This is a genomic window from Rhodopseudomonas faecalis (assembly GCF_003217325.1).
GTDB lineage: Bacteria > Pseudomonadota > Alphaproteobacteria > Rhizobiales > Xanthobacteraceae > Rhodopseudomonas > Rhodopseudomonas faecalis.
In genome coordinates, this window is the sequence record NZ_QJTI01000004.1 from 105,139 (window position 1) to 128,511 (window position 23,373).

The window sequence follows — 23,373 nt, forward strand, 5'->3', positions numbered from 1 at the left end:
TCCACGTCTTGAGGCAGTGCAAGCTCAAAGACGTCGATGGCCGGGACGAGCCCGGCCATGACGTGCGGATGGGGTGATAGCGATCGCCGTGGGCGGACGCGTTACGCCTTCTTCAAGAACTCGGTGCGCAGCACCAGGCCCTTGACCTTGTCGGTGCGGCCTTCGATCTCTTCCTCATTGTCGGTGAGGTGGATGTTCTTGATCACGGTGCCGCGCTTGAGCACGGTCGAGGAGCCTTTCAGCTTCAAATCCTTGATCAGCGTTACGCTGTCGCCCTCGGCGAGCAGTGCGCCGTTGCAGTCCCTGACCTTGATATCCATGCGATGTCCTTGGTGATGTGACCGAGCGCGGCTGGCCCACGCCCGATCGGAAAAGAAAGTGCGGTGCGGCGGTTACGGCCGTTCCGGATTGTTCAGCATCATCTCGCCGAGATTGCGCTGGGCGCGGTTGGCGCGGGTCAGCGCGTTGCTGCGCTGCACGTCGCGGTTCTTGCGGCAGGCGACGTATTCATTGGAACCGACCGCGACGCCATTCTGACGGCAGAACGCATCATCGTCTTCCGGCATTGCGGCGTAGCTCGGGACCTCGTGACGCGAACTGCAGGCGGACAGCGCCAGCGCCGCCAGCAGCGCCAGCGCCAGGCGGCTCGGAACGGTGGGGGACATGCGCGACGCGCTCCTGTGCGATTAAAACCCCCGCACCGATGAACCGGGATCGCGGCAAATGCAAGCCGCGATCCCGAAAGGTCAATGACGCCGCAGGATCAGTGGTGGCTCTTGAGCGCCACGCTGATCTCTTCCAGCGCATTGGGGTCTTCGATGGTGGCCGGCATCGACCACGCCTCGCCGTCGGCGATCTTCTTCATGGTGCCGCGCAAAATCTTGCCGGAGCGGGTTTTCGGCAGCCGGCCGACCGTGACGGCCAGCTTGAACGCCGCCACCGGGCCGAGCTTGTCGCGCACCAGCTTGACCACTTCCTTCTCGATCTCGGCGTGATCGCGGGTGACGCCGCTCTTGAGCACCAGGAAGCCGCACGGCACCTCGCCCTTGATCGGGTCGGCGACGCCGAGCACCGCGCATTCGGCGACGTCCGGATGCGACGCCAGAATTTCCTCCATGCCGCCCGTGGACAGCCGGTGACCGGCGACATTGATGATGTCGTCGGTGCGGCCCATCACGAACACATAGCCGTCTTCGTCCATGTAGCCGGCGTCGGAGGTTTTGTAATAGCCGGGATAATCCGCAAAATAGCTTTCGCGGCAGCGTTCATCCTGCTCCCACAGCGTCGGCAGACAGCCGGGCGGCAGCGGCAGCTTGATGACGATCGAGCCCATGGTGCCAGCCGGCACCGGCTTGGCGGCCTCGTCGACCACTTCGAGCTGATAGCCCGGCATCGGCACGGTCGGCGAACCATGCTTGACCGGCAACAGGCCAAGGCCGACCGGATTGCCGGCGATGCACCAGCCGGTTTCGGTCTGCCACCAGTGATCGATCACCGGCAGCTTGAGCTGCTGCTCGGCCCATTCCACCGTCGGCGGGTCGGCGCGCTCGCCGGCCAGGAACAGCGTACGCAGCGTCGAGATGTCGTATTTCTTGATGAAGGCCCCTTCCGGGTCCTCCTTGCGGATCGCGCGGAACGCGGTCGGCGCGGTGAACAGCGCCACCGCCTTGTAGTCCTCGACCAGCCGCCAGAACGCGCCGGCATCCGGGGTCGCGACCGGCTTGCCTTCATACATGATGGTGGTGGCGCCGTGGAACAGCGGGCCATAGACGATGTAGCTGTGGCCGACCACCCAGCCGATGTCGGAGGTGCACAGCCAAGCCTCGCCGGGCTTCACGCCGTACAGATTCTCCATGGTCCATTTCAGCGCGACCAGATAGCCGCCATTGTCACGCACCACGCCCTTCGGCTGCCCGGTGGTGCCGGAGGTGTACAGAATGTACAGCGGATCGGTGGCGAGCACCGGCGTACACGGCGCGCTCTTGCCGGCGGCGATCGCCTCGGCGCGCAGCGTCGCCCAATCATGATCGCGGCCATTGATCAGATCGGCCTTGAGCTGCGGGCGCTGCAGGATGACGCAGCTCTCCGGCTGATGGGCGGCGAGCGCGATCGCGTCGTCGAGCAGCGGCTTGTAGGGCACGATGCGCGACACTTCGATGCCGCACGACGCCGACAAGATCACCTTCGGCTTGGCGTCGTTGATGCGGGTCGCCAGTTCCTTGGCGGCAAAACCGCCGAACACCACCGAATGCACCGCGCCAAGGCGGGCGCAGGCCAGCATCGCCACCACGGCTTCCGACACCATCGGCATGTAGATGATGACGCGATCGCCCTTGCCGACGCCAAGATCGGCGAGCACGGCGGCAAACGCCTTCACCTCATCGAGCAGCTGCCGATAGGTGAACTTGGTCACGGTGCCGGTGACCGGCGAATCGTGAATCAGCGCCAGTTGATCGGCGCGGCCACCTTCGACGTGACGATCGAGCGCGTTGTAACAGGTGTTGACCACACCATCAGCGAACCAGCGGCCATAGAGGCCCTTGCTGGGATCGAACACCTTGGTCGGGGCCTGAATCCAGTCGATCTCCCGTGCGGCCTCGCCCCAAAATCCTTCGGGATCGGACACCGACCGGGCGTGGACCTCGCGATAGCGGCTGCATTCATGAATGCTCATGGCGTCATCTCCCAGGAATTTGCGGCAATTCCCGCCATCTCCGGCTTTTTACCGCAGATAGCAACCCCACCTTTGTTCCTAATCAAGAGCTTTTTTGGCTCCAAATAGCCGAGTTTGCGACGCTTTTCAGCTCAATGGGCCACAGTGCCAAGTAATTCACGCAGCCGCGCCGTCATCACCGCGCGCAAATCGAAACCCGGGCGGCCGAACGATGATGCGCGCGTCGCGAGAAATTGCTGCTGCGTGCGGCGCAGCGCCGCAACGTCGCCGCGCTCGGCGGCGCGCAGTCGCCGAGCGAACACATTGTCGATTTCGCGATCGAGATCGGCCAGCTCCGGATCGGCACAGATCGCTTTTTCGACCGGCGCGCGCGCCCGCGTGCAATCAAAACTCGGCTTGCCTTTCAGCGCGAGCTGCGCGCCGATCCGCTCTAATTCGCGCGTCAGCGTCTGCTGGTTACTACGCGCCGCCGTATGGTCCGGGTCGCGCTTCAATGCCGCGACGAAATCATCAAGCGCGCCGCGGCGGTCGCCCTGCTGCCGGCGCAGTTCGCCGCGCTGGTTGAACAGATCGGCACGGCTGTCGTCGAGCGCCAACACGGCGTCGTAATCAGACAGCGCGCGGGCGATCTGCTGCTTGGCTTGAAAGGCCGCGGCCCGCGCCAGCAGCGCCGCGATGCGGTCGGCCTTTGCCGTCTTGGCGTGATCGATCACCGCGCCGCATTTGGCGATCACCGCGTCATCGTCATGGGCCAGCTCGGCCTGCCGGCATGGCGCCGGGTCGAGCGGCGCGATCTCGACCGTTTCATCGACTGCGGCACGCAGCGCGCCGTTGCCGATCGCCGTGATGATCGCGGCGCTGATCGCCACGCTGCGCCATGAAGACATATTTGCTGCTCGCTCTGCCACGCTCGGCGGCGCTCGCCGTGCTTGCTCAAGCTTCGCCGAACGCCGCGTGAGGCGTTTTAGCCGCGATCAGCCGCAGTGCAATCGGGCAAAGGCCTATGATGGCCGCGACCACGCTACGCTTGATCAGGGACGCTTGATCAGGGATCGCAGGCGCGCAGCACTGTGGTCGCAGCATCATGGCTGTCGCCCAAAATCGCAGACAGCGTCTGACATTGGCCATCCGCGCACAGCCGCCATTCGCCGGCCGCGCCGGAATCGGCGAGCACCAGCTCGCTCTGCGGCGGCCGCGTGATCTGCCATTGCAGCCAGCCATCGACCAGCCGCGCGTCCGGCGGCGGCTCCATGCCGGCACCGCTACCCTTGATGCGCGCCGCCACCAGCGTCAGCCCGTCGGGGCCGACGCGCCAGTCTTCCTGCCAAGCGGTCTTTTCGATCGAATGGGTCCAAAGCAGCGTGAACGCCGCCAGCGCCAGCGATTTGGTGACGCCGGCCGACAGCAGGCACAGGCTCATGTCGGCGCCGTGGTGATGCGGCCGCGGCGCAGCCACTGCCAGGCGATCGACACCGCGGCCAGCGCAAAGCCGACCATGTCGCTGTAGTGAAACTCGCCGAGCAGGCACAGCGCCGCCCCGAGCGCGAGCAACCGCTCGGCGACGGTCATGCGGCTGAACAGAAAACCGATCGCCGCCATGCCGAGCAGAGCGATCGCCAGCAGCGCTTTCAGCGACGCATAGGCGACCGCACCATAGAAGCCGAGATGGGCCTGCATCGGGTCGCCGGGCTGCAACATCAAGGCCGGCGAATACACCGCGATGAACGGGATCACATAGCCCGCGAGCGCGATCCGCATCGCTTCCCAGCCGATCTTGTCGGGGTTCTCTTTGGCGATCGGCGCCGCTGCCAGCGCCGCCAGCGCCACCGGCGGCGACAGGTCGGCCATGATGCCGTAGTAGAACGCGAACATATGGCTGACGATCAGCGGCACGCCGAGCTTGGCCAGCGCGGGCGCGGCCAGCGCCGCGGTGATGATGTAGGTCGGAATGGTCGGGATGCCGGTGCCGAGCAGGATCGACAGCAGCATGGTCATCACCAGCGCCAGAAACAGGCTGGTCTCGCCAAGGCCGATCACCCAGCTGCCGAAGATGGTGCCAATCCCGGTCTGGGTCATCATGCCGATGATGGTGCCGACGATCGCGCAGGCCATGCCGACGGTGAGCGCCGATTTGGCACTCACTGCCAGCGAATCCCGGCAGGCGGCGAGCGTGTTGCGGCCGCCGCGGGTCAGCGCCGCCAGCGCGATCAAGGCCGCGACGATGCCGGCGACCGCGAATACGTTCAGCCCCTGGCGTGACACCGCGCCGGCAATCAGCGCCAGCCCGACCCAGAACAGGATGCGCAGCACGTTGTTGGAAAAGCCGTGCACGATCGCGGCGCCGAGGATCAGCACCACGGTCAGCGACAGGCCGATCGTGCCGGCATAGAGCGGCGTAAAACCCTCGAACAGCATGAAGATCAGCGCCGCCAGCGGCAGGACCAGATACCAGCGGCTCGCCAGCGCCTTCCAGACGCTGGGCAGCGCGGAGCGCTGCATGCCGACCAGGCCGTGCTTGCCGGCTTCGAGATGCACCATCCAGAACGCCGAGGCGAAATACAAAAGCGCCGGGATCACCGCGGCTTTGACGATCACCGCGTAATCGACGCCGAGCGTCTCGGCCATGATGAACGCCACCGCGCCCATCACCGGCGGCATGATCTGCCCGCCCATCGAGGCGGTGGCTTCAACGCCGGCGGCGAAGGCGCGGCGATAACCGAACTTGATCATCAGCGGAATGGTGAACTGGCCGACCGTGACCACATTGGCGACGCCGGAGCCGGAAATGGTGCCCATCATGCCCGAGGCGAACACCGCGACTTTGGCCGGGCCGCCGCGCGTGCCGCCGAACAGGCCAAGCGAGACGTCGGTGAACAATTGGATCATGCCGGCGCGTTCCAGGAACGAGCCGAACAGGATGAACAGGAAGATGTAGGTGGCCGACACATAGATCGGCACGCCGTAAAAGCCTTCGGTGCCGAACGACAGATGGGTGATCACCTGATCGAAATCATAGCCGCGATGATTGAGCGGCGCCGGCAGATACTGGCCGAAGAACCAATAGAGCAGACAGACGCCGCACATCAGCGGCAGCGCCAACCCCATCAGGCGGCGCGTCCCTTCGAAGATCAGCAGCGCCAGCACGGTGCCGACCACCAGATCGGCATGGGTCGGATCGCCGTCGCGGGCGATCAGATCGGCATAGAAGATCCATTGGTACAGACCACAGCCGAAGCCGAGCGCGCCGATCAGCCACGCCACGATCCGGCCGGCCTTGGTTTTGGCGGTGAAATTGCCGATCAGCCCGAAGGTCAGCAGCAGCAGAAAGCCGACGTGCACGCCGCGCACCACCTGGCTCGGCAGCACGTTCCAGGCGGCGATCACCAGTTGAAACACCGCAAAGGCGATCGCGACCGCATAAGCGAGATGATCCCAGCCGCGCGGCCCAAAGCCATCGGGAAAGCCGTGCTCGAAATTGTCGAACTCGACCTTGACCGGGGCGTGGTCCACCGTGGTGACGGGCTGCAACATCTGCATGGTGTTGATCGCACTGCTCAGTGGTTGTCGAACGGTCGCCAGTTTGATCCTGACGTGCATCGAACGTATCCCTCCCCCTTGCGGGGAGGGCGGCCGAGCGAAGCGGAGGCCGGGGTGGGGGTCGCCGGGCACTGCCTTCAAAGCCGAAGCAGAGCCTCGTGTTCCCCCCACCCGGCCGGCCTGACGGCCGTCCACCCTCCCCACAAGGGGAGGGATAAGCGAACTACTTCAGCACGCCCTTTTCCGTGTAGTAGCGCGCGGCGCCGGGATGCAGCGGCGCCGGGCTGCCAGCGGCCGCGTTTTCCAGCTTGATTTCGCGGCCGGCGGCGTGGGCGTTGGCCAGCTCCGGCAGGTTCTCGAAAATCAGCTTGGTCATCTGATAGGCGAGTTCATCGGACACCGCTGAACTGGTGACCAGATAATTGACCACCGCAGCGGTCGGGACGTCCTGGTCCTGGCCCTTATAGGTGCCCGCCGGAATGGTCGCCGCCACGAATGGCGGCCCGATCTTGTCGACCACCGCCTTCGGCACCGACACCACGGTGATCTCGCTCGAATTGCTGAGATCCTTCAGCGACGCGACGCCAAGGCCCGCCGATTGCAGCGTGGCACTGAGCTGCCGGTTCTTCATCAGATCGACGGATTCGGCGAACGGCAGATATTCGACCTTGCCGATATCCTTGTAGTCCATGCCCGCCGCTTTCAGGATCGCGCGCGAATTCAGCTCGGTGCCGGATTTCGGCGCGCCGACCGACAGGCTCTTGCCCTTGAGATCGGCCAGCGTCTTGATGCCGCTATCGGCGGTGGCCACGATCTGGATGTAGTTCGGATAGATCGCGGCGATCACCCGTAGCTTGTCGAGCTTGCTCTTAAAGCCGGCTTCCTCATCGCCTTCCCAGGCCGCCTTCAGGGAATCGCCGAGCGAGAACGCGATCTCGCCGCCGCCGCGCTGCAACAGCACCAGATTCTCGACCGAGGCCTTGGTGGCCTGCACCTGGGTTTTCACATTGGCGATCTTGTCGCCGTAGATTTTGCTGATGGCGACGCCGAGCGGATAGTAAACCCCAGACGTGCCGCCAGTGAGGACATTGATGAACTGCTGGGCCTGCGCCTGCGGCGCCGCCAGGACACACGCGGCCGCAAGCGCGGCCCCGATCAACCCGAACTTCATGAGCATTTCTCTCCCATTTTCTTGAGGTAGAAACTGAACGGCGCGCCGCCCGCGGTCAACCCTCCAAATCGGGCAAGTGGTCACTGTCCAGGAACGCGCGGCACCGGCCATCGATCCTGGTAGGAGGTATTGCGGTCGCAGCGCGCGGTCGCCGAACTGATCCCCGCCCCGCCCTCGCCCTTGAGCTTGCGCGGCGATCGTGCTGCACTTGCCCGGCGTATCGCCGATACTTTGCGAGCAGACTGCAGCGCATAGGGGGTGAGCATGACCAGGAAAGCGAACGGATCGAAACAGACCGGCCGCAGCCGGTCACGCGCTACGCCCGCCGCGACGCCGCGGCAGACCGCCGAACAACGCAGCGCCGCGGCGCCCTCGCCTTTGCCAGCCGACGCCGCCCCGGACGCCAGTGCCGGCTTTGGCGTCATCCAGCTTGGCGGCCGTTCGTTCACCGCCAAAACGACGACGCTCGGCGAGCGCAAGCTCGACATCCTGCCCGACCTGCCCGATATCCGTGACCGCATCTACGCGCCGCATCTGCGGCCGCTACAGACCGCGATCTATCCGCGCATCGCCTTTCCAGTACGCGATCAGGGCGCCGACAGCAGCTGCACCGGCTATTCGCTGGCGCATGTCATCGACTATCTGCGGTTCCGCGACAGCGTGCCCGAGCGGCCGCAGCGTGTCAGCGCGCGCATGCTCTACGAGATGGCCAAGCGCAACGACGAGTGGGAAGGCAGCGCCTATCAGGGCTCCAGCCTGCGCGGCGCCATCAAGGGCCTGTTCCGCAACGGCGTGTGCAGCGAGACGACCGCGCCGGACGGCGCGCAGGAGACGCCATGGGCGCTGACCTATGACATGGCCAAGGAAGCGCGCGACACCCGGCTCGGCGCCTATTTCCGGCTGCAGCCGGACATCAGCGACTATCACTGCGCGCTCAACGATGTCGGCGTAATCTACGCTTCGGCGCAGATCCATAGCCACTGGCAGACGCTGCAAGACGGCCAGCGCATCGAGCCGGGCGGCACCCCGGCCGGCGGCCATGCCTTCGCGATCGTCGGCTATGACGCCGAAGGATTTTGGGTGCTCAATTCCTGGGGCCCGGAATGGGGCCAGAACGGCGTCGCCCATTGGCACTACACCGATTGGGCGGCGACCATCATGGACGCCTGGGTGCTGCAGCTCGGCGTGCCGGCACCGACGGCGTTCCGCGCCATTCCAGGCGCCAGCATCGCCAGCAGTGCCGAAGGCCTGTTCAGCCGCGATCCGGAGCGCAGCGATATCATCGGCCATTTCATCAATATCGATGACGGCCGGCTGGTGACCGACGGCAAATACGGCTCGCCGACCAGCACCGAGATGCAGGAGACCGTGGAGCGGCTGACGCTGCCGTCAGCCAATAGCGGCCGAGGCTATGATCATCTGGTGATCTACGCCCATGGCGGGCTGAACTCGCTGGTCGATGAAGCCAAGCGCATCGCCACCTGGACCCGGCACAACATCTTTGCGCGCAACAAACTGTACAATTTCCATCTGATGTGGGGCTCGGGCCTGATTGACGAGGTGTTCGGCAAAATCTCGCAGTCGCATGTTGCCGGCAAGGTCGCGGGCGGGCTGTTCGACTGGTTGTTCGAAGCCGGCCCCGGCAAGGAAATCGGCAGTCACGCTTGGCGCAACATGAAGCAGGACGCCGCGGTGTCGTTCGACAGCTCGGTCGATTATGACGGCGGCTTCCGCGGCCTAAACCCGCTGCTGGCCGGGCTCGACGCCGCCAAGGATCACCGCCCGGTGCTGCATCTGGTCGGCCACAGCGCCGGCGCGATCATGCTCGGTCGGCTGCTGGCCGCGCTTGGCCGCTTCAAGATCAAGAACCTCAAGCTCGGCAGCATCCATCTGATGGCGCCGGCCTGCACGGTCGATTTCTTCAACCAGCATTACGCGCCCTACCTCACCGGCAAAGGCGCGCTGCCGCTGCAGGACAAGCTCTATCTCTATGCCCTGACCGACGCCCAGGAACTGGCCGACACGGTCTCGACCAACATTCCGGTGCTGCCGTCTTATTCGCGCTCGCTGCTGTATCTGGTGTCGCGCGGCTTTGAGGACCCGGTGCCGATGCCGATCGCCGGCATGGCAAAATACCACGGCGGGCTGCCGTCCTCGGCCAAGCTGAAGATCAGCTATTCGGGCGCGGGCGGCGACAGCCAATCGACCAGCCATGGCGGCTTTGACAACGACGCCGCGACCCTGACCACCATCATGAACCGGATCGCCGGAAAACCCGTGCCGCTGCCGCCGAGGCCCAATGAACTGACCGGCTACTAATTTTGGTCGAAGGTCATATCCAGACAACGGTTGATGTCTGGACCAAGCCCAGGATTGATGGTGATGCAGCCGCGCAGCTTCTGCGTGGTGGTGTCGCTGGCCCAAATCGCGTAGCCGCCGGTGCCGAAGAACGAGTTGGTGTTCGGCGGTTCGGTTTCCATCGCGTCAAAGGAATAGTTCGAATCCGTCTCAAAGATGCGGGCTTTCTTGGCGCAGCCGCCATCGGTCTGGACGTTGATGATTTCCTTGTTGTCGCGCGTCACCGACATGCTGACCTGGCAGCGGAAATACTCGGAGGTGCGGGCATTAAAGAGATAGGCGTAGGACCGGCAGGTGGCCGTATTGAGCTTGCCCGGGCTAAAACCGCGGCTGCAGGCGATGCGCTGATTGCTGACCAGCTTGAACTCGTCGGCCACCGCGGCCCCGGCCGGCAGCACCAGCACGGCGGCGACCACACTGCGCTTCACGATCTGACTCATTGGCATCATCGCTGCATTCCCTTGCGGATTACATCCATCACCAAATCGTCCCGAAGGTGGGACCGCCCGTTCCGGCTGTCAAACCGCCTCGGGTTGGTTCGAGCCTTTGAGCCGGGCGTCATCACAAGACCGATTCGAGGCCAAGGTCATTGACGCGCAACTACGTTCGCGGTCTGTTCGTCGACGAATTGGTAGGATTTTTATCGACCGTGGAATTGGTAACAATCACGGGTGAGAGCAAGGAGGTGCGACATGAAAACCAGCATGTGCGGATTGATGGCCGCTGCTTTGTTGAGCCTCACCCCCGCTGCCGCGCTCGCGGAGCCGGAGCCTGCGATGTCCTGGGAGCTGTCGCCCGACATCGCTTACGTGTACGGCAATGACGGCAAGACGCTGTCCTATCGCCTGGGCACCAACAACGCCAAGGATCTGCTCAAGGGCGCCAAGCGGGTGCCGAAGGGCACGCTGTTCTTCCTGGGCACCAACGGCCAGCTCTATATGCGCACCGGGCCGTATCTCGAAGCTGACGGCAGCTTCAAATTCGGCTCGGGGTCGTAGTACCATCGGGTCGTATCAATGACCGGACCGCGCGGCGTAACCTCGTGGCGCATATGACAATGGCGGTTCTGACCGATCAGAACCGCCATTGATTGTGTCGTGCGCAGGTCAGCTTGATTAGCGCGTCGCCGCCGCTTCCTTGGCCAGCATCGCCTTCATGCGGCCGAGTGCGGTCAAGGGGAAGTAGTGCCGATACATGTCGTAGCGCAGCATGAAGGAGCGCGACAGCTCCGGCCCCTGCATCAGCCGCTTCGACAACAACGGATCGTTGAGCTTGATGGTCTGGCCGACGCCATAGCCCGGGAAGCCGGTGCCGGTGAATTCCGGCTCGACCCAGGTGCCGAGCCGCTGGTTGTCGATCAGGAACAGACAGCCGCGCTCGATCGCGTCGCGATCCTTCGGGCGGTTCGCCGCGAGCAGTGCCATCACCGCCCACGCGGTCTGCGACGCGGTGGCGACGCCGCGGCCGGCCGCGCTCGGGTCCATATAGGACGAACAGCTCTCGCCCCAGCCGCCACTATCCTGCTGCTGCGCCACCAGCCAGTCGCAAGCCCGGCCGATATAGGGCTGGCTCATGTCTTCGCCGATCGCGGCCAGCGCCGGCAACACCGCGCCGGTGCCGTAGAGGTAATTGACGCCCCAACGGCCGAACCACGGACCGTTCGGCTCCTGCTCGCGCTTCAGATAGGCGACCGCGCGCGCCATGGACGGATGACGGCGATCGATGCCCAGCTTGCAGAACGCTTCGATGACATGCGCGGTGACGTCGGCCGACGGCGGATCGAGCGCCTCGCCGAAGTCGCAGAACGGAATCTTGGCGAGCAGCTTCTGGTTGTTGTCCTTGTCGAACGCGCCCCAGCCGCCGCCCTTGCACTGCATGCCGATCAGCCAATCGACACCGAGCTGAATGGCTTCCTCGATGCCTTCGGCCTGCCATTTCGGATCGTTGCGGAACGGCGCCAGCGCCATCAGCGCCACCGCGGTATCGTCGGTATCGGGATAGAAGTTGTTGGCGTATTCGAACGCCCAGCCGCCCGGCTTGACGTTCGGCAACTTGACCGACCAGTCGCCCGGCACCCGCACCTGACGCTGCAGCACCCAGCGCACCGAGCGCTCGACCTCTTCCGGATGCTGGCCGCGCATCTCGGCGTCTTCCAGCGACATCAGCGACAAAAGGGTGTCCCAGACCGGGCTGTTGGTGGCCTGCAGGAACGAGGCGTCGCCGACATCGACGCGCCAACCCGGATCGTTCATGCAGTCGAGCGCCTTGGCCACCACCGGATGGTTGAGGGCATAGCCCTCGCAATGCAGCGCCATGATGCCGTAGATCCACGGCGGTTGAATGCCGCCCCAGGCGCCGTCGGCGTCCTGGTGGCGGATAATCCATTCCAGCACGTGGTTGAGCGCCGCGCGGCGCATCAGGCCATGACGGCCGCGCTTGGCGCCCCAGGTCTGCAGCGAATGCAAAATGGTGTCGACCTTGCGGAAGAACGCATCCCACACGCCGGCGCCGAGCCGCTCCGGCAGATCGTAGTTGAAGTTGTCGCGCCCTTCCGGGAACAGCGCGTCCAAGCGGTTTTCCGGCGGCAGCGCGCGGCTCGGCCGATGCGCCGACAGAATGGCGATCGGCATCAGCGTGGCGCGCGCCCATTGCGCAAAATTGTAGATCGACAGCGGAAACCAGGTCGGCAGCCAGATCACTTCCGGCGGAATGTTCGGCGTCTTATCCCACGGCCATTCGCCGATCACCGCCAGCCAGTAGCGGGTGAACACGCGGATATTGCGCAGCCCGCCCTTGGCGAGAATCCATTCGCGCGCCTTGCGCAGCGCCGGCTCGTCGTCGCGATGGCCGAGCGAACGCAGCGCGGCATAGGCTTCCACTGTGGCGTTGATGTCGCCGTTCGGCGCGCCGTGAAACACGTGCCAGGCGCCATCGGGACGCTGGGTATCAAGCAGCGCCTGACCGAGCCGCACGCGCAGCGGATGATCTTCCAGACCGATGAACCACAAGGCCAGGCACCATTGTGCCTCCATGCAGGCGTTGGACTCAGAGCGTCCGACCCAGTGACCATCCGGCTTCTGCTGGCTCATCAGCCATTCCGTCGCCTGCTGGATGGTCGCTTGCAGCGCGCCGTCCATATTGCAGGAGGCGCCTGCCCGCTGTGCCATAGTTGAATGCGTCGTCATTCCAGGATCTCAGCAACGTTCAATCTGGTGGAGGGGGTTCCCCGCAGGGCCGCGGCTTACGCCTGAACCAGCGGCTCAGACCAAGACCGAGTGAATTGCACCCGGCCAACGCCAAGGTTGGCACATGGGCATAACTGAACCCGCCGCCAGCAGGCCGAGCGGGATCAGCGGCTCGTACTACAGAACGAACAGCACGTCAAAGCGCAGCTTCCATGCATCCGCGCGGCGAGCCGCGACATAAATGCGCGACGGTTCAGAACGCTGCAAACAGCTCGCGCGCGCCTGGATTATTGCTGGCGCTGTCCATGCGGCGGTCAGTCACAGCAAGTAGTTTGGCGACCGTGTTGTGGCGCACCGCCACCGGGTTGCGCTCATAACCGCTGCGCTGAAAGAAGTTCGCGGTTGGCACCACGTCGCGCATCTCATCGGGCATCGTCACCATATCGAGACCCGTGCCATCGCCGGTGAGATTCATCATCTCCAGCTCGGCCGCGGTCAAAGGCTGCAAATAGCCCTTCATGCGCGCGAACTTCACCGAGGTCAGCAGCTTGTGAGTTTGCAGCCACGGCCCGACATCGATGTCGAGCACCAGCGCGTGCACCGCCCAGCCCTGCGGCGTATCGGCGAGCTTTTCATGCGCGGCCCATTCGTCCGGCACCGTGCGCGTGAACGCAATCATGCGCTTCACCACCGCGATCTTGTGATCCATCGCCTTGCGCGCCGGCCCGGTCAGCCGCGCGGCTTTGGCGTTCAGCTCACCGAGCAGATGATTGCCCTGCTCGGCCAATAGTTCGACGCTGTTGGTGGTGAGTAGCTGATTGTAGCCGATTGCAGTGGAGATCGCGCGCGAATTGGGACGCGACGCGCTCAGTCCCGATTGCATGTCGTGCGTACCATTGCCGCCGGTCTCGAACGCATAGACCCGCACCGCCTGCTCGCGCGTCAGCCCGGACGCTTTGGCGGCGCGGGCATAAGCACGCTTGAACTCGACCTCGGCGGACGGACGCTGCGGCGCGAACTGAAACTGCGCGGACGCGGCCTGCAACAGATCAGCCACCACCGGGATGTATTTGCGCGGCCGCGGCTGTTCTTCCGGCTCGGCCGGCATCGGATCGACCGGGCGTTTTGGCCCGTCATAGACCGGCGGCTGCTCCAGCACATAATCGTCGAGCGACACGCTCTCGCCATTGCGGCGCTTGGCATTGCGGGCGCGGCGCTTGTCGGCGATCGCGCTCCAATAGGCGCTGGCGTCCTGCTCATAGGCGGCGCGCGCTTCCTGATATTCGGCGAGCTTGCGCCGATACTCGGCAATCGCCTGCGGCGACACCGCCTGGGCGCGGGCGTTGGCGACGCCCTCGGGCAGCCGCAGGGCGTCATCGCCAAAGCAAGGCGGAGCCAGCAGCAGCACCGCAAGCAGGCTGAGGCCGGAGGTTCGAATCGCATGAGCTCGCATGCGCCATGTTCTAGGCAAGACGGGCGCGCAAGTCAGCATGGAACCTGCGCGCGCGCCGGCGGCGCGACATCGCGACCGCTATTTCCAGGCAAACACCGGCTGTTCGAGATCGGCGACGCGGGTGGCGCGGCCGGCCAGCACTTCGCGGAATTGATAGATCAGCGCCGCGGTCGGGGCGTGGATGAAATCATCATCGAGCCGCAGCCGCACCACGCGCCGCTCGCTCTCCGGAATCCGCACGAAATCGAACGCATCCTCGGCCTCGATCGCGGCAAGCTCAATGCGATGCACCGACGACACCTCGTGCGGATTGAGCGCCAGCGCCGGATCGCGGCCGGCCCAGGCCACCACCGGGGTGATCAGATAGCCCGAGCGGGTCGGATAATCGTCGAGCACGCCGAGCACGTCAGCAGCATCGAGCGCCAGCCCCAGTTCTTCATGGAGTTCGCGCAAAGCCGCGCCGATGGCGTCCTCACCCGGATCGCAGCGCCCGCCCGGCAGTGCCCATTGCAGGCTGTGGGCGCGCAGCCCCGCGGCGCGGCGCGTCAATAGAAAGCTCGAGGGTTCGGTGGCGGTTCGCTCCAGCACCGCGATCGCCACCGCGGCGTGCTTCAAGCCGGGCGGATGACCGGCTTCTTCGAGGCGTTGAAAGGCTGCGCAGCGTGCAGCGATCCGCTGCCGCAGCGCTTCGTTATGTGCGCGTTCCATGACGCTTGACTACACCGCCGCCGTGACCGAGGAAACCGCGACCACGCACCGCATGGAAGCCTTGATGCCCCACGCCGCCCATCCCATCACTGCCGACGACATGAGAGCCGCAGGCTGGGAGGTGATGCAGGATGACGGCTTTATCGATCTGGTCGGCCCGATGTGGCACCGCCAGTTCGAAGGCGTGCACGAATACGCCATCATCGCCGAGGGCAAGCACCGCAACCGGCGCGGCCTGGTGCAAGGCGGGCTATTGATGACGCTGGCCGACCGCAGCTCCGGCATGGCGGCGCGGCTCGCCTCCGGCTCCGACCATCTCGCCACCGTGCAGATGGACACCCATTTCATCGACGCCGGCCGGGTCGGCGATTTGCTGGTGTCGCGGCCGCGGGTGGTGCGCAGCACCAAGAGCCTGGTGTTCACCTCGACCGAACTGAGCGTCGACGGCCGCTGCATCATTCTGGCGCATGGCGTGTTCAAGATCGTGGCGCCGCGCAGCCGGCACTGACCGGCACCGCCCAAGCGGCATCATAACACCCCTCTCCTCCATATTCCGCGTGCCGAACGTCGCGTTTTGTGCGCAAGGGCTTGATTGCCCCGAAAAAGCGGTGGATGCTGCGGTAACACGTAATGGTTGCACCGCTCTTTTGGATGGAGAAGAGACAGGTGGAGACCCCGACGCCTTTCGACCTCAAAATCTTCCTCGCCTGTGCGGGGCCGGGCCGGAGCGTGATCGACGCGCGCCGGAATCAGACCATCTACGCGCAGGGCGACCCGGCGGACTCGGTGTTCTACCTGCAGAAGGGCTGCGTCAAACAGACGGTGCTATCCGAGCACGGCAAGGAAGCGGTGGTCGCGATCTTCGGGCCCGGCAGCTTCTTTGGCGAAGGCTGCCTGACCGGCAAGCAGTATCGGCTGTCGAGCACGGTGGCGCTGGAGCATTCGCTGATCACGGCGATCCCGCGCGAGATGGTGTTCAGCCTGCTGCGCGAGCAGCCGGCTTTCACCGAACTGTTCACCTGCTATCTGCTGAGCCGCAACAGCCGGATCGAGGAAGATCTGGTCGATCAGCTATTCAACTCCAGCGAAAAGCGGCTGGCGCGCCTGCTGCTGCTGCTCGCCCATCGCGAGACGCCCGATCAGCCGAAGCGGGTGCGGCCGCCGCTCAGCCAGGAAACGCTGGCCGACATGATCGGCACCACCCGCTCGCGCGTCAGTTACTTCATGAACAAATTCCGCAAGCTCGGGCTAATTGCCTATAACGGCCGCATCGAAGTCAACGACGAACGGCTGACCGCGTTTCTGCGCAACAGGCCGCTATGCGACACTAAGGACTATCGCGACAGCCCTGCACAAAATTCAGGCGCATCGCCAGAATGATGCTTAGTTGAGCAAATTGAGACAGCGAATCGCACAGCGAACAGCTATCAACCTCGTGATCATCAGCCAAGCGCGGAGGAAAAGCCGACCATCGCACGCACAATGTGACACCAACGCGCTTCACGACGCTCGTCACACTATCCGCGCCAGAACCGGCTCAGGAGCATCACGCTTCAATTCACAACTACGCTGCAAGCACCGATCAGGCTTTGAATATCGATCAGGCTTTGAATATCGATCAGGCTTTGAATATCGATCAGGCTTTGAATATCGATCAGGCTTTGAATATCGATCAGGCTTTGAATATCGATCAGGCGACCCGCGCCGGCATTGTGGCCGCGGGCGCTACGTGCCGACGCCTACCGTTGAACGATCAGACGTGAGCCATGCTGCGTCGATCAGGTCAACCGAGCACTGATCGATTGCGTCCAACAGAGACCACGCCGTGCCGCGCTTGCCGCGGCGGGCCACTTGAAATGACGAGCCTTGCGAAGCAACGCACGCGCGCTGCAGCGCGTCGTGCGCCCGGGAATGCGCTGCCCGCCGAATAAAGCGCTAACGCCGTATAGCCTCGCTGCGATTAGCCTCGCTGCGATCGCCCCACTGAACCGCACCGATCGCAACTTGGCGGCGACCGCACATTTAGCGCAGCAGCATCCGGTAGCGCAGCAGCATCCGGTCACCAGACCGGCACACAACAGACGCGCATCCCGACGGCTGCGCGTTAGGCTAAGCGCCGAGCTGCGGCCGCTATAGCGTTGGCGAGCGAAGTGGCTGCCGGTTCGCGTCAGGAAAATGCGACAGAACCGAAAGCTGGCCAACTCGCCCACGCCCACGACGGTCCACGCAGACGGCATGAATAACTGGCGGCACGCCGCCACCACCAAGGCAACAACTCCATTGGCCCGCCGCCGTTAAGGGCCGCGTCAGGAGGGCCTATGCAAAACGGAAAGGAATTTGTGGTCGCGCAGCCGGCAATAATCGAACCGGCCCCCTCGCCTTGCACGCAATGCGGCGCCCGGACGTGGCTGATGCGGATCACGCCAACGGCGCACGGCTATGAGCTGCGCACCTTCGAATGCCGCAACGGTCACATCAATCGCTACGCCGTGGTGCACGGCAGCTCGCTGCCATGGGTGCTGATCAGGGAGTGATGGCGAGAGTGATGGGATGCGGCGGTGATCGTACCGAGAAGCAATAAGAAACGGCGCCGGCTTGAGCCACTGCGAATTCTAAACAGAAGAGTCCGCTGGCACGATCGTGACATTCACCCAAAGTGATAGAGCAGAAGTGCCTAAGCTGGCTCGTTCGGCCTGGCAGTATCCCACTGCGCGACCGCCCGTTCACCGGATTGCCAAAGGCGATAGAGTGAGCGCTCCCAAATCACAAAGATATTCTTGAACTGCTGGCTTGCTGGCGCAGTAGCATTCGCGATGATGGGGAGCCCCTCATTCACGTATGCCCCATAGCAATTCAGGTTAAGATAAATTGCGAGGCTTACGCCGGACTGGTAGCCTTTCGCGACCTTCTTGCTTACTACCCGCTCGAGTGCAGCCGGTATAGCTTCGAAACGGTCTCGGCAATGCTCGACCGTTTCCCACCACCACCTCTCAATAGTAGGCTCATCGCCTCTTCTACGACCTGCTCGGTCCGCTTCGGTGGCTTCGAATTGTTCAATCATCCCTCCGCTGCAGAACTCGAAGTCAGGACGCTCCTCACAGACTAATCGCACCTTCTCCGGTAATAGCGCCGACGCAACGCGACTCGCGATCCAAGCGTCTCGAAGAAATGCTAGCCCGGCCTGCCCAAAGAAGACTTCTCGGCGCAGCGATAGAACGATTTCATCGACACGTTCTCGAAACGCTATTGGCGCCGTCCACATTGTCAGTTCTTCCTGCAACTCCCTGATCTTCTGCTTCGAAAGCCGCTCTGAATTTGTCATGTAGTCGGCCCTCATCAATTCCGCGTGGAAGCTCGCGGCGCGAACGTTCCGCGCGCTTGAATAGACGGAGAAATCGCGCCGCGATATTGCACGGCGCGGCATACCCCATTCGACGAGTGCAAGCCTGTGACTGGCAGCTACCGTCCTAAAGGGCTGAGCGAGACATATCGTTGTAAATCGGATGCAGGTTGGTAGTGGCGCCAAGCCTATGGCGACCATCGGTCACGCTGTCAGACGCGGAGCGTAATATTCTGATTTTTCGGCTAAGGGAATGGTGCCCAGGGGCGGGATCGAACCACCGACACTGCGATTTTCAGTCGCATGCTCTACCAACTGAGCTACCTGGGCGTCACCTCGGAACACGTCCGGGGGCGGGGCGGTTTATAGTGGGGGTCGGCGGCGATGTCCACCCATCCCGCGCATGTTCTTTTGGGGAAATTTTCCGGGCTGGGGATGACGCGGCGGAGCCGGCGCGTTTCCGGTCGCCGGCGCCTATGGGCCTTGCAGCCGAGCGGCCGCGTTGGCGCGCCGAGCGGGCTCGATAAGGCGAGGAACGCGCGGCAAAACATCGGCTTAGCTATTGAGACCCGCCTTGCCCGCGCGGGTCGCGGGCAGTCATCTCGATGGGCTGCAGGCGCAAAGACGTGGATGGCCGGGACGAAGCCCGGCCATGACGGCTTGGTCGAGGCAATGCCCCATGGTCATGCGCCCTGCCCGCCCTCCTGCTTTATGCACGCAAGCCAAAGCGTTGGAGAGATGAGGCGGGCGGGCCCCCACGCCCGATCAAGCCGGGCTACTCGCGGGCGGTGCCGTGACGCGCGCTGCGGGCGCAAAGGAAGCCCGGCCATGACGGGTGGAGCAGTGGGTGTTGGTGATGCGAAGCCCGGCCATGACGCGCCGATCAGCGCGTCAAGTCGCAGCGCGCCACGCCTCCGCCAGCCCTGCCCTCAATCGTTGTCGTCGTCCTCTTCGGGACGGCAGGGGATGGCATAGCTGCCGGACAGCCAGCGATTGAGATCGACGTCGCGGCAGCGCTCGCTGCAAAACGGCCGCGCTTCAGGGACGGCCGGCTTGCCGCAGATCGGGCAGCGTTTCGCGGGGGTGGCGGGCTGATCGGGCTCAGCCGGCATTGAGCCAACCATCGCGGATCGGAAAGCCCTCGCCGCTCAGCAGCGCCACCGTGTCATAGAGCGGCAGGCCGACAATATTGGTGTAGGAGCCGACGATCTTGACCACAAAGCTGCCGGCGATGCCCTGCACCGCGTAGCCGCCGGCCTTGCCGCGCCATTCGCCGCTGTCGAGATAGGCCTTGATGTCCTCTTCGGTCAGGCGGCGAAACCGCACCCGCGATTCGACCAGCCGCTGCCGAAAGGTCTGCTTCGGGGTCGCCAGGCACACCGCGGTGTAGACCCGGTGGTTGCGGCCGGACAACAGCCGCAGACACTGCGCCGCCTCATCGACCAGCTCGGCCTTGGGCAAAATCCGGCGACCAACCGCGACCACGGTGTCGGCGGTCAGCACCAGCGCGCCGCGCAGATCGTCGTCGAGCTGCAGCGCTTTCAGCGCCGCCTCGGCCTTGGCGCGCGCCAGGCGGTTGGCACAGGCGCGCGGCAGCTCGCCCTTGATCGGGGTTTCATCGACATCGGCGGGGCGCAGCGCGGTCGGCTCGATCCCGGCCTGGTTGAGCAGGGCGAGACGACGCGGCGAACCGGAGGCGAGAACCAATTTGGGACGGCCGGACATAGGATATTCCTGAGAAAACGCGGCGGAACCTATCGGATGGCCCCTGCTTCGACAACCGCCTGTAGGCCCCATTCTTACATCCGCGGCCAGGACGCCATTCCCATCTCCAGCCCTCCCCCCTGGCTCCAACGGAGGTCCTCGGCATCGCCCTGGATCACACATCGGGATGAAGTCGGTAGACGGTACAAAAACACCACTCGCGGTAATCTCCAACTTGGAACGCAGCCAATCCTCGTTTTCGGAGGCTCAATCAGGAGAAGATACCGCCAGCAGATTGAAGGAACTACCAAGACACCGCGATCCACCGAAGAAATCGAGCAGTTGCTCACAGGTGAGCTCGATGCGCCTTGCACGGCTTGCGTGTCTAAGGCTGTCTCAGTTAGCATTCCATCTGGGCGAGGAATGTAACAATGATTGCGAAACTGCTGCTTCAGGCGGTTATCATAAGTCTGCTAATTAGCTCTGCGTCTGCGTTTGAAGATGCGGATTGCGCCAGTTCGAAGTCTGTCGACATCGTTAATATCCAAGAGCCGATTAAAAATATCGACGATTACACGCCTGCGAGAGGGCGAGCTTTGCAGCGCGCCTATCAGGAAGCAGCGGCCCGCGTGACTGGCCTATGGGTTGAGTCTAGCAGTCGAAGCGAGACTGACATTCAACAAAACTTAGCTTACCAGAGCTTCAACCAGCTTGATAAGAGCGAACTTGCCGGGTTCGTCCGCCCTACGGTCACAGACGATTCTGTGAAGAAGATCGGGGACCACGATGCAGTCTCACTCAGCTTGACCGTTGTGGTCTGCGTCCCAAAGCCGGATTTCCTCGCCAAATGGCGGCAAGCCAAAGCTGAGCGTGAACGGAAGCCGCCCCAACCTGTCGATCCGCAGCATGTCGAATGGTTTGATGCCAAATCCGGCGAACCACTCGTTTGGTTTTGGAAGGGAAAGAACCAACCTTATTCCTTTTTCGACAACAAAGGCTTCCATCCCAAAAACGGCGAGCGGCTGCAGCCCGTGACATCAAAAGTCCGGGAAGAATGGCAGGCGGAGGAAGCAAGGCGCGCCCAAGAAGTCAGAGAGCAAGAGGAGCGAGAGCGCCTGGCCCGGCTTGCCAAGGAAGAAGAAGAGGCGCTGCGACGCAAACGCGATGAAGAGCAGCGCGCTCGTCTGTCCCGCGCACCTGAACTGTGCAACCAGTTGGCAGGAAATCCTTACGACACAGCACGCCCCAAGGAAGTCGGCAGCGCAAGTTACGACTCTTTACGGGCCGATCCGCTCCCTGCGATTGAGGCATGTACCACAGCCGTTCAGCGCCATTCATCGGATCCTCGCTATCGATACCAACTTGCACGTGCTTATCAAATTAGGGAACCAATCAAAGCATTGGCTTTGCTGAAACGCCTCACGGCTGAGCGTTATGCCGCGGCCTTCGATAACTATGGCTGGCTGCTATACAGCGATCGGATTGGAGCTCCGAACATTCCGGCAGCTGTGGCCGCGTTTCGGACAGGGATACAACTCGGCGACCCAGATTCTATGAACAGCCTAGCCAACCTCATGATTCAGGGCAGAGTCGCTGAGCGCAGTCCTGGCGAAATCGAAAGACTCCTGCAACGGGCATCGCAGCTTGGCCACGCCATTGCAGAGGCGCGTCTATCAAAATACCAAGAAGATCAACGAGCCCGTCGTGAACAGCAGATACGCGATGAGCAGGCGCGCCGAGATCAGCAGATCCGTGACGAGCAGACACGAGCAATGATGTTTGAAATGTTCAAGGGGGTCGTCCAAGGGATTCCCCGACGATACTGATAAGGAGCGAAACGTGGTTAAAATTAAACCGTGCCTAATTGCATGCATACTGTTACAACTAAGCATACCTGTTCTTGCGCAGTCAAATGTCCAGCTACAAGAGCTTTCGCCCCTCCCCCAAAAGTCAAGCTATCAATCGATTGAGGCTTGCTGGAGCGACTGGCTTTCGCGCGAAGGGCTTCAAGAGGGCAAAAACGAACGCGATAATTACTTCATCCTCGTATCCAAACAAGCGGCCGCGATCTCCGAGCCACCCGACTCCCGCAATTGGCTGACAGCGCGTCAGGCAATGTTCGCTTATGCCGAACTTGAGGCGCGAAAGGCTCTTGCGGAGACGATCAAAACAACGATCCGATCAGATCGCGCAACCGCTATCAAGATGATGGGTGGAGACAATGCCCCCCCCTCTTTGAAGCCCGCTGTGGAGCAGTTGTCCCTGTCAGACAAGGCTTTGGTTCTCGCCGACAAAGCCGTGGACGCAGAAATCAAGAAGTACGACCCAAAGTGGTCTGGCACTACTGCGCAGCGACAGGAGAAGATCGCCAAACTGCAGGTGACTTTGAACCAGAACATCGCAAGCAGCGCTGAGGTGTTCGCATCCGGAGCGTTTTCTGCCGTTCAGTGCGAAGGCCCAAGCACCGAAGACAGCGGAAAATATGCTGTTCTGGTCGGCTTGATCTGGAGCCCGAAACTGCAGGCCATCGCAGAAGCCATCTGGGACCCTTCTATTATAATCCCCCCTGCTCCACCGAAGGTGCGTCTGAAATCTCAGTTCGATGAGATGGCAGCGGTCAACCCTGATTGGATGGCCTACACGGAAGGTGTCAGGGTCTACACTGACGAAAAGGGAAGCCGAGTGGTGGTTGGATTTGGTGTGGCACCAAAAACCTCCCTTGCGTCGGCTGATCATGGCCGAGCAAGACTGCATGGCCTGGCTGCTATCCAGCGCTTCCTGGGAGAAAAGATCGTAGCACGAAGCAGTGCTAGCAATCGCTTTGAGCGACGCGAATTTTCCGACGACAGCGCAACTTCATTTGACACTTCCGAGTATAATTCGCAGATCACCGCCGTTTCTAAGGACCTCCAGCTTACAGGTACCGCCGATGTCGGCTCGTGGCGCGGAGAACACCCCTGGTCCAAGGCGGGGATGCAGGTGGTCGCAGTCGCCTGGAGTCAGGCATGGGCCGCCGATTCTCAGACGATCGGAGATCAAATGCGAACCGTCGAGCAACGCATGCGCAAGCAGGGAGCGGTACCTTCGGCTCCAGGGACATCATCCGAAGCAGTAGGGGGCAAATCTGGGCCTGCAGCGACTATGGCCAAGCCAGGCGCCCGTTCGACAGCCAGCGACTTTTGAGTTCACTGACGAGCGCGAATGCGTTCCAGTCAAATAATTGTAGAGGCGCGGCACAACAGC

Annotated in this window: 22 protein-coding genes and 1 tRNA gene; 8 read left to right on the top strand and 15 right to left on the bottom strand. The window is 63.1% G+C overall.

The features are described from left to right. Positions 1 to 101: 101 nt before the first annotated feature. The 7 genes from BJ122_RS05255 to BJ122_RS05285 form a co-directional block, all read right to left on the bottom strand. Entirely contained in the window at positions 102 to 320 is a 219-nt protein-coding gene (locus tag BJ122_RS05255) for an alkylphosphonate utilization protein (protein ID WP_027278243.1), read from the bottom strand. 72 nt (positions 321 to 392) lie between these two features. Next, a complete protein-coding gene (locus BJ122_RS05260; protein ID WP_110780084.1) occupies positions 393 to 665 on the bottom strand; it encodes a hypothetical protein in 273 nt (90 codons plus the stop codon). Between the two features lie 98 nt (positions 666 to 763). Beyond that, positions 764 to 2,674, bottom strand: coding sequence for a propionyl-CoA synthetase (locus BJ122_RS05265; RefSeq protein WP_110780085.1), 1,911 nt, complete (start codon positions 2,672 to 2,674; stop codon positions 764 to 766). Positions 2,675 to 2,805: 131 nt separating this feature from the next. After that, entirely contained in the window at positions 2,806 to 3,561 is a 756-nt protein-coding gene (locus tag BJ122_RS05270; RefSeq protein ID WP_146227153.1) for a lysozyme inhibitor LprI family protein, read from the bottom strand. Positions 3,562 to 3,719: 158 nt separating this feature from the next. After that, positions 3,720 to 4,094 carry a DUF1850 domain-containing protein gene (locus BJ122_RS05275; protein ID WP_110780159.1) on the bottom strand — a complete coding sequence of 125 codons (375 nt, stop codon included), beginning with the start codon at positions 4,092 to 4,094 and terminating at the stop codon, positions 3,720 to 3,722. Continuing rightward, positions 4,091 to 6,205 carry a TRAP transporter permease gene (locus BJ122_RS05280; protein WP_110780160.1) on the bottom strand — a complete coding sequence of 705 codons (2,115 nt, stop codon included), beginning with the start codon at positions 6,203 to 6,205 and terminating at the stop codon, positions 4,091 to 4,093. Before BJ122_RS05280 ends, BJ122_RS05275 begins: the two co-directional genes overlap by 4 nt. Before the next feature lie 229 nt (positions 6,206 to 6,434). Further along, positions 6,435 to 7,382, bottom strand: a complete 948-nt coding sequence (locus BJ122_RS05285) for a TAXI family TRAP transporter solute-binding subunit (protein ID WP_110780161.1) — start codon at positions 7,380 to 7,382, stop codon at positions 6,435 to 6,437. A gap of 264 nt (positions 7,383 to 7,646) precedes the next feature. Between BJ122_RS05285 and BJ122_RS05295 the strand changes: the two genes are divergently transcribed. After that, a complete protein-coding gene (locus BJ122_RS05295; protein ID WP_245407622.1) occupies positions 7,647 to 9,701 on the top strand; it encodes a C1 family peptidase in 2,055 nt (684 codons plus the stop codon). Here the strand turns inward: BJ122_RS05295 and BJ122_RS05300 are convergent. Beyond that, positions 9,698 to 10,180, bottom strand: a complete 483-nt coding sequence (locus BJ122_RS05300) for a hypothetical protein (RefSeq protein ID WP_110780088.1) — start codon at positions 10,178 to 10,180, stop codon at positions 9,698 to 9,700. The two genes, BJ122_RS05295 and BJ122_RS05300, sit on opposite strands and share 4 nt — an antisense overlap. Before the next feature lie 252 nt (positions 10,181 to 10,432). On the opposite strand from BJ122_RS05300, the gene BJ122_RS05305 reads away from it, so the two are divergent. Further along, positions 10,433 to 10,738, top strand: a complete 306-nt coding sequence (locus tag BJ122_RS05305) for a hypothetical protein (RefSeq protein ID WP_110780089.1) — start codon at positions 10,433 to 10,435, stop codon at positions 10,736 to 10,738. A 117-nt stretch (positions 10,739 to 10,855) separates the two neighbouring features. Here the strand turns inward: BJ122_RS05305 and shc are convergent, their stop codons facing one another. From shc to BJ122_RS05320, 3 genes are all read right to left on the bottom strand, one after another. Continuing rightward, a complete protein-coding gene (shc, locus tag BJ122_RS05310) occupies positions 10,856 to 12,925 on the bottom strand; it encodes a squalene--hopene cyclase (protein WP_110780090.1) in 2,070 nt (689 codons plus the stop codon). Between the two features lie 253 nt (positions 12,926 to 13,178). Then, complete coding sequence (locus tag BJ122_RS05315) at positions 13,179 to 14,378, bottom strand: hypothetical protein (RefSeq protein WP_110780091.1); 1,200 nt, start codon at positions 14,376 to 14,378, stop codon at positions 13,179 to 13,181. Positions 14,379 to 14,456: 78 nt separating this feature from the next. After that, complete coding sequence (locus BJ122_RS05320) at positions 14,457 to 15,086, bottom strand: NUDIX hydrolase (RefSeq protein WP_110780092.1); 630 nt, start codon at positions 15,084 to 15,086, stop codon at positions 14,457 to 14,459. A 64-nt stretch (positions 15,087 to 15,150) separates the two neighbouring features. Between BJ122_RS05320 and BJ122_RS05325 the strand changes: the two genes are divergently transcribed. From BJ122_RS05325 to BJ122_RS19750, 4 genes are all read left to right on the top strand, one after another. After that, positions 15,151 to 15,594, top strand: coding sequence for a PaaI family thioesterase (locus BJ122_RS05325; RefSeq protein WP_110780163.1), 444 nt, complete (start codon positions 15,151 to 15,153; stop codon positions 15,592 to 15,594). 122 nt (positions 15,595 to 15,716) lie between these two features. Then, positions 15,717 to 16,466, top strand: coding sequence for a Crp/Fnr family transcriptional regulator (locus BJ122_RS05330; protein WP_245407623.1), 750 nt, complete (start codon positions 15,717 to 15,719; stop codon positions 16,464 to 16,466). A gap of 104 nt (positions 16,467 to 16,570) precedes the next feature. Beyond that, entirely contained in the window at positions 16,571 to 16,849 is a 279-nt protein-coding gene (locus BJ122_RS18955) for a hypothetical protein (RefSeq protein ID WP_146227154.1), read from the top strand. Between the two features lie 648 nt (positions 16,850 to 17,497). Beyond that, positions 17,498 to 17,620, top strand: coding sequence for a hypothetical protein (locus BJ122_RS19750; RefSeq protein ID WP_283808427.1), 123 nt, complete (start codon positions 17,498 to 17,500; stop codon positions 17,618 to 17,620). A 140-nt stretch (positions 17,621 to 17,760) separates the two neighbouring features. Here the strand turns inward: BJ122_RS19750 and BJ122_RS05340 are convergent, their stop codons facing one another. The 4 genes from BJ122_RS05340 to BJ122_RS05355 form a co-directional block, all read right to left on the bottom strand. Then, positions 17,761 to 18,408: a hypothetical protein gene (locus BJ122_RS05340; RefSeq protein WP_146227155.1), complete on the bottom strand. Its 648-nt coding sequence runs from the start codon at positions 18,406 to 18,408 to the stop codon at positions 17,761 to 17,763. A 272-nt stretch (positions 18,409 to 18,680) separates the two neighbouring features. Continuing rightward, positions 18,681 to 18,756: transfer RNA gene (locus tag BJ122_RS05345), tRNA-Phe, on the bottom strand. Positions 18,757 to 19,355: 599 nt separating this feature from the next. Beyond that, positions 19,356 to 19,538 carry a DNA gyrase inhibitor YacG gene (gene yacG, locus BJ122_RS05350; RefSeq protein WP_110780095.1) on the bottom strand — a complete coding sequence of 61 codons (183 nt, stop codon included), beginning with the start codon at positions 19,536 to 19,538 and terminating at the stop codon, positions 19,356 to 19,358. Beyond that, positions 19,528 to 20,151 (bottom strand): Maf-like protein, encoded by a 624-nt coding sequence (locus tag BJ122_RS05355; RefSeq protein ID WP_110780096.1) that lies wholly within the window; start codon positions 20,149 to 20,151, stop codon positions 19,528 to 19,530. Before BJ122_RS05355 ends, yacG begins: the two co-directional genes overlap by 11 nt. A 410-nt stretch (positions 20,152 to 20,561) precedes the next feature. On the opposite strand from BJ122_RS05355, the gene BJ122_RS05360 reads away from it, so the two are divergent. Both BJ122_RS05360 and BJ122_RS05365 read left to right on the top strand, forming a co-directional pair. After that, positions 20,562 to 21,956 (top strand): tetratricopeptide repeat protein, encoded by a 1,395-nt coding sequence (locus tag BJ122_RS05360; RefSeq protein WP_110780097.1) that lies wholly within the window; start codon positions 20,562 to 20,564, stop codon positions 21,954 to 21,956. Positions 21,957 to 21,969: 13 nt separating this feature from the next. Then, the gene (locus tag BJ122_RS05365; protein ID WP_146227156.1) at positions 21,970 to 23,313 is read left to right on the top strand and encodes a hypothetical protein; all 1,344 of its coding nucleotides are present in this window, start codon (positions 21,970 to 21,972) and stop codon (positions 23,311 to 23,313) included. Positions 23,314 to 23,373 lie beyond the last annotated feature (60 nt).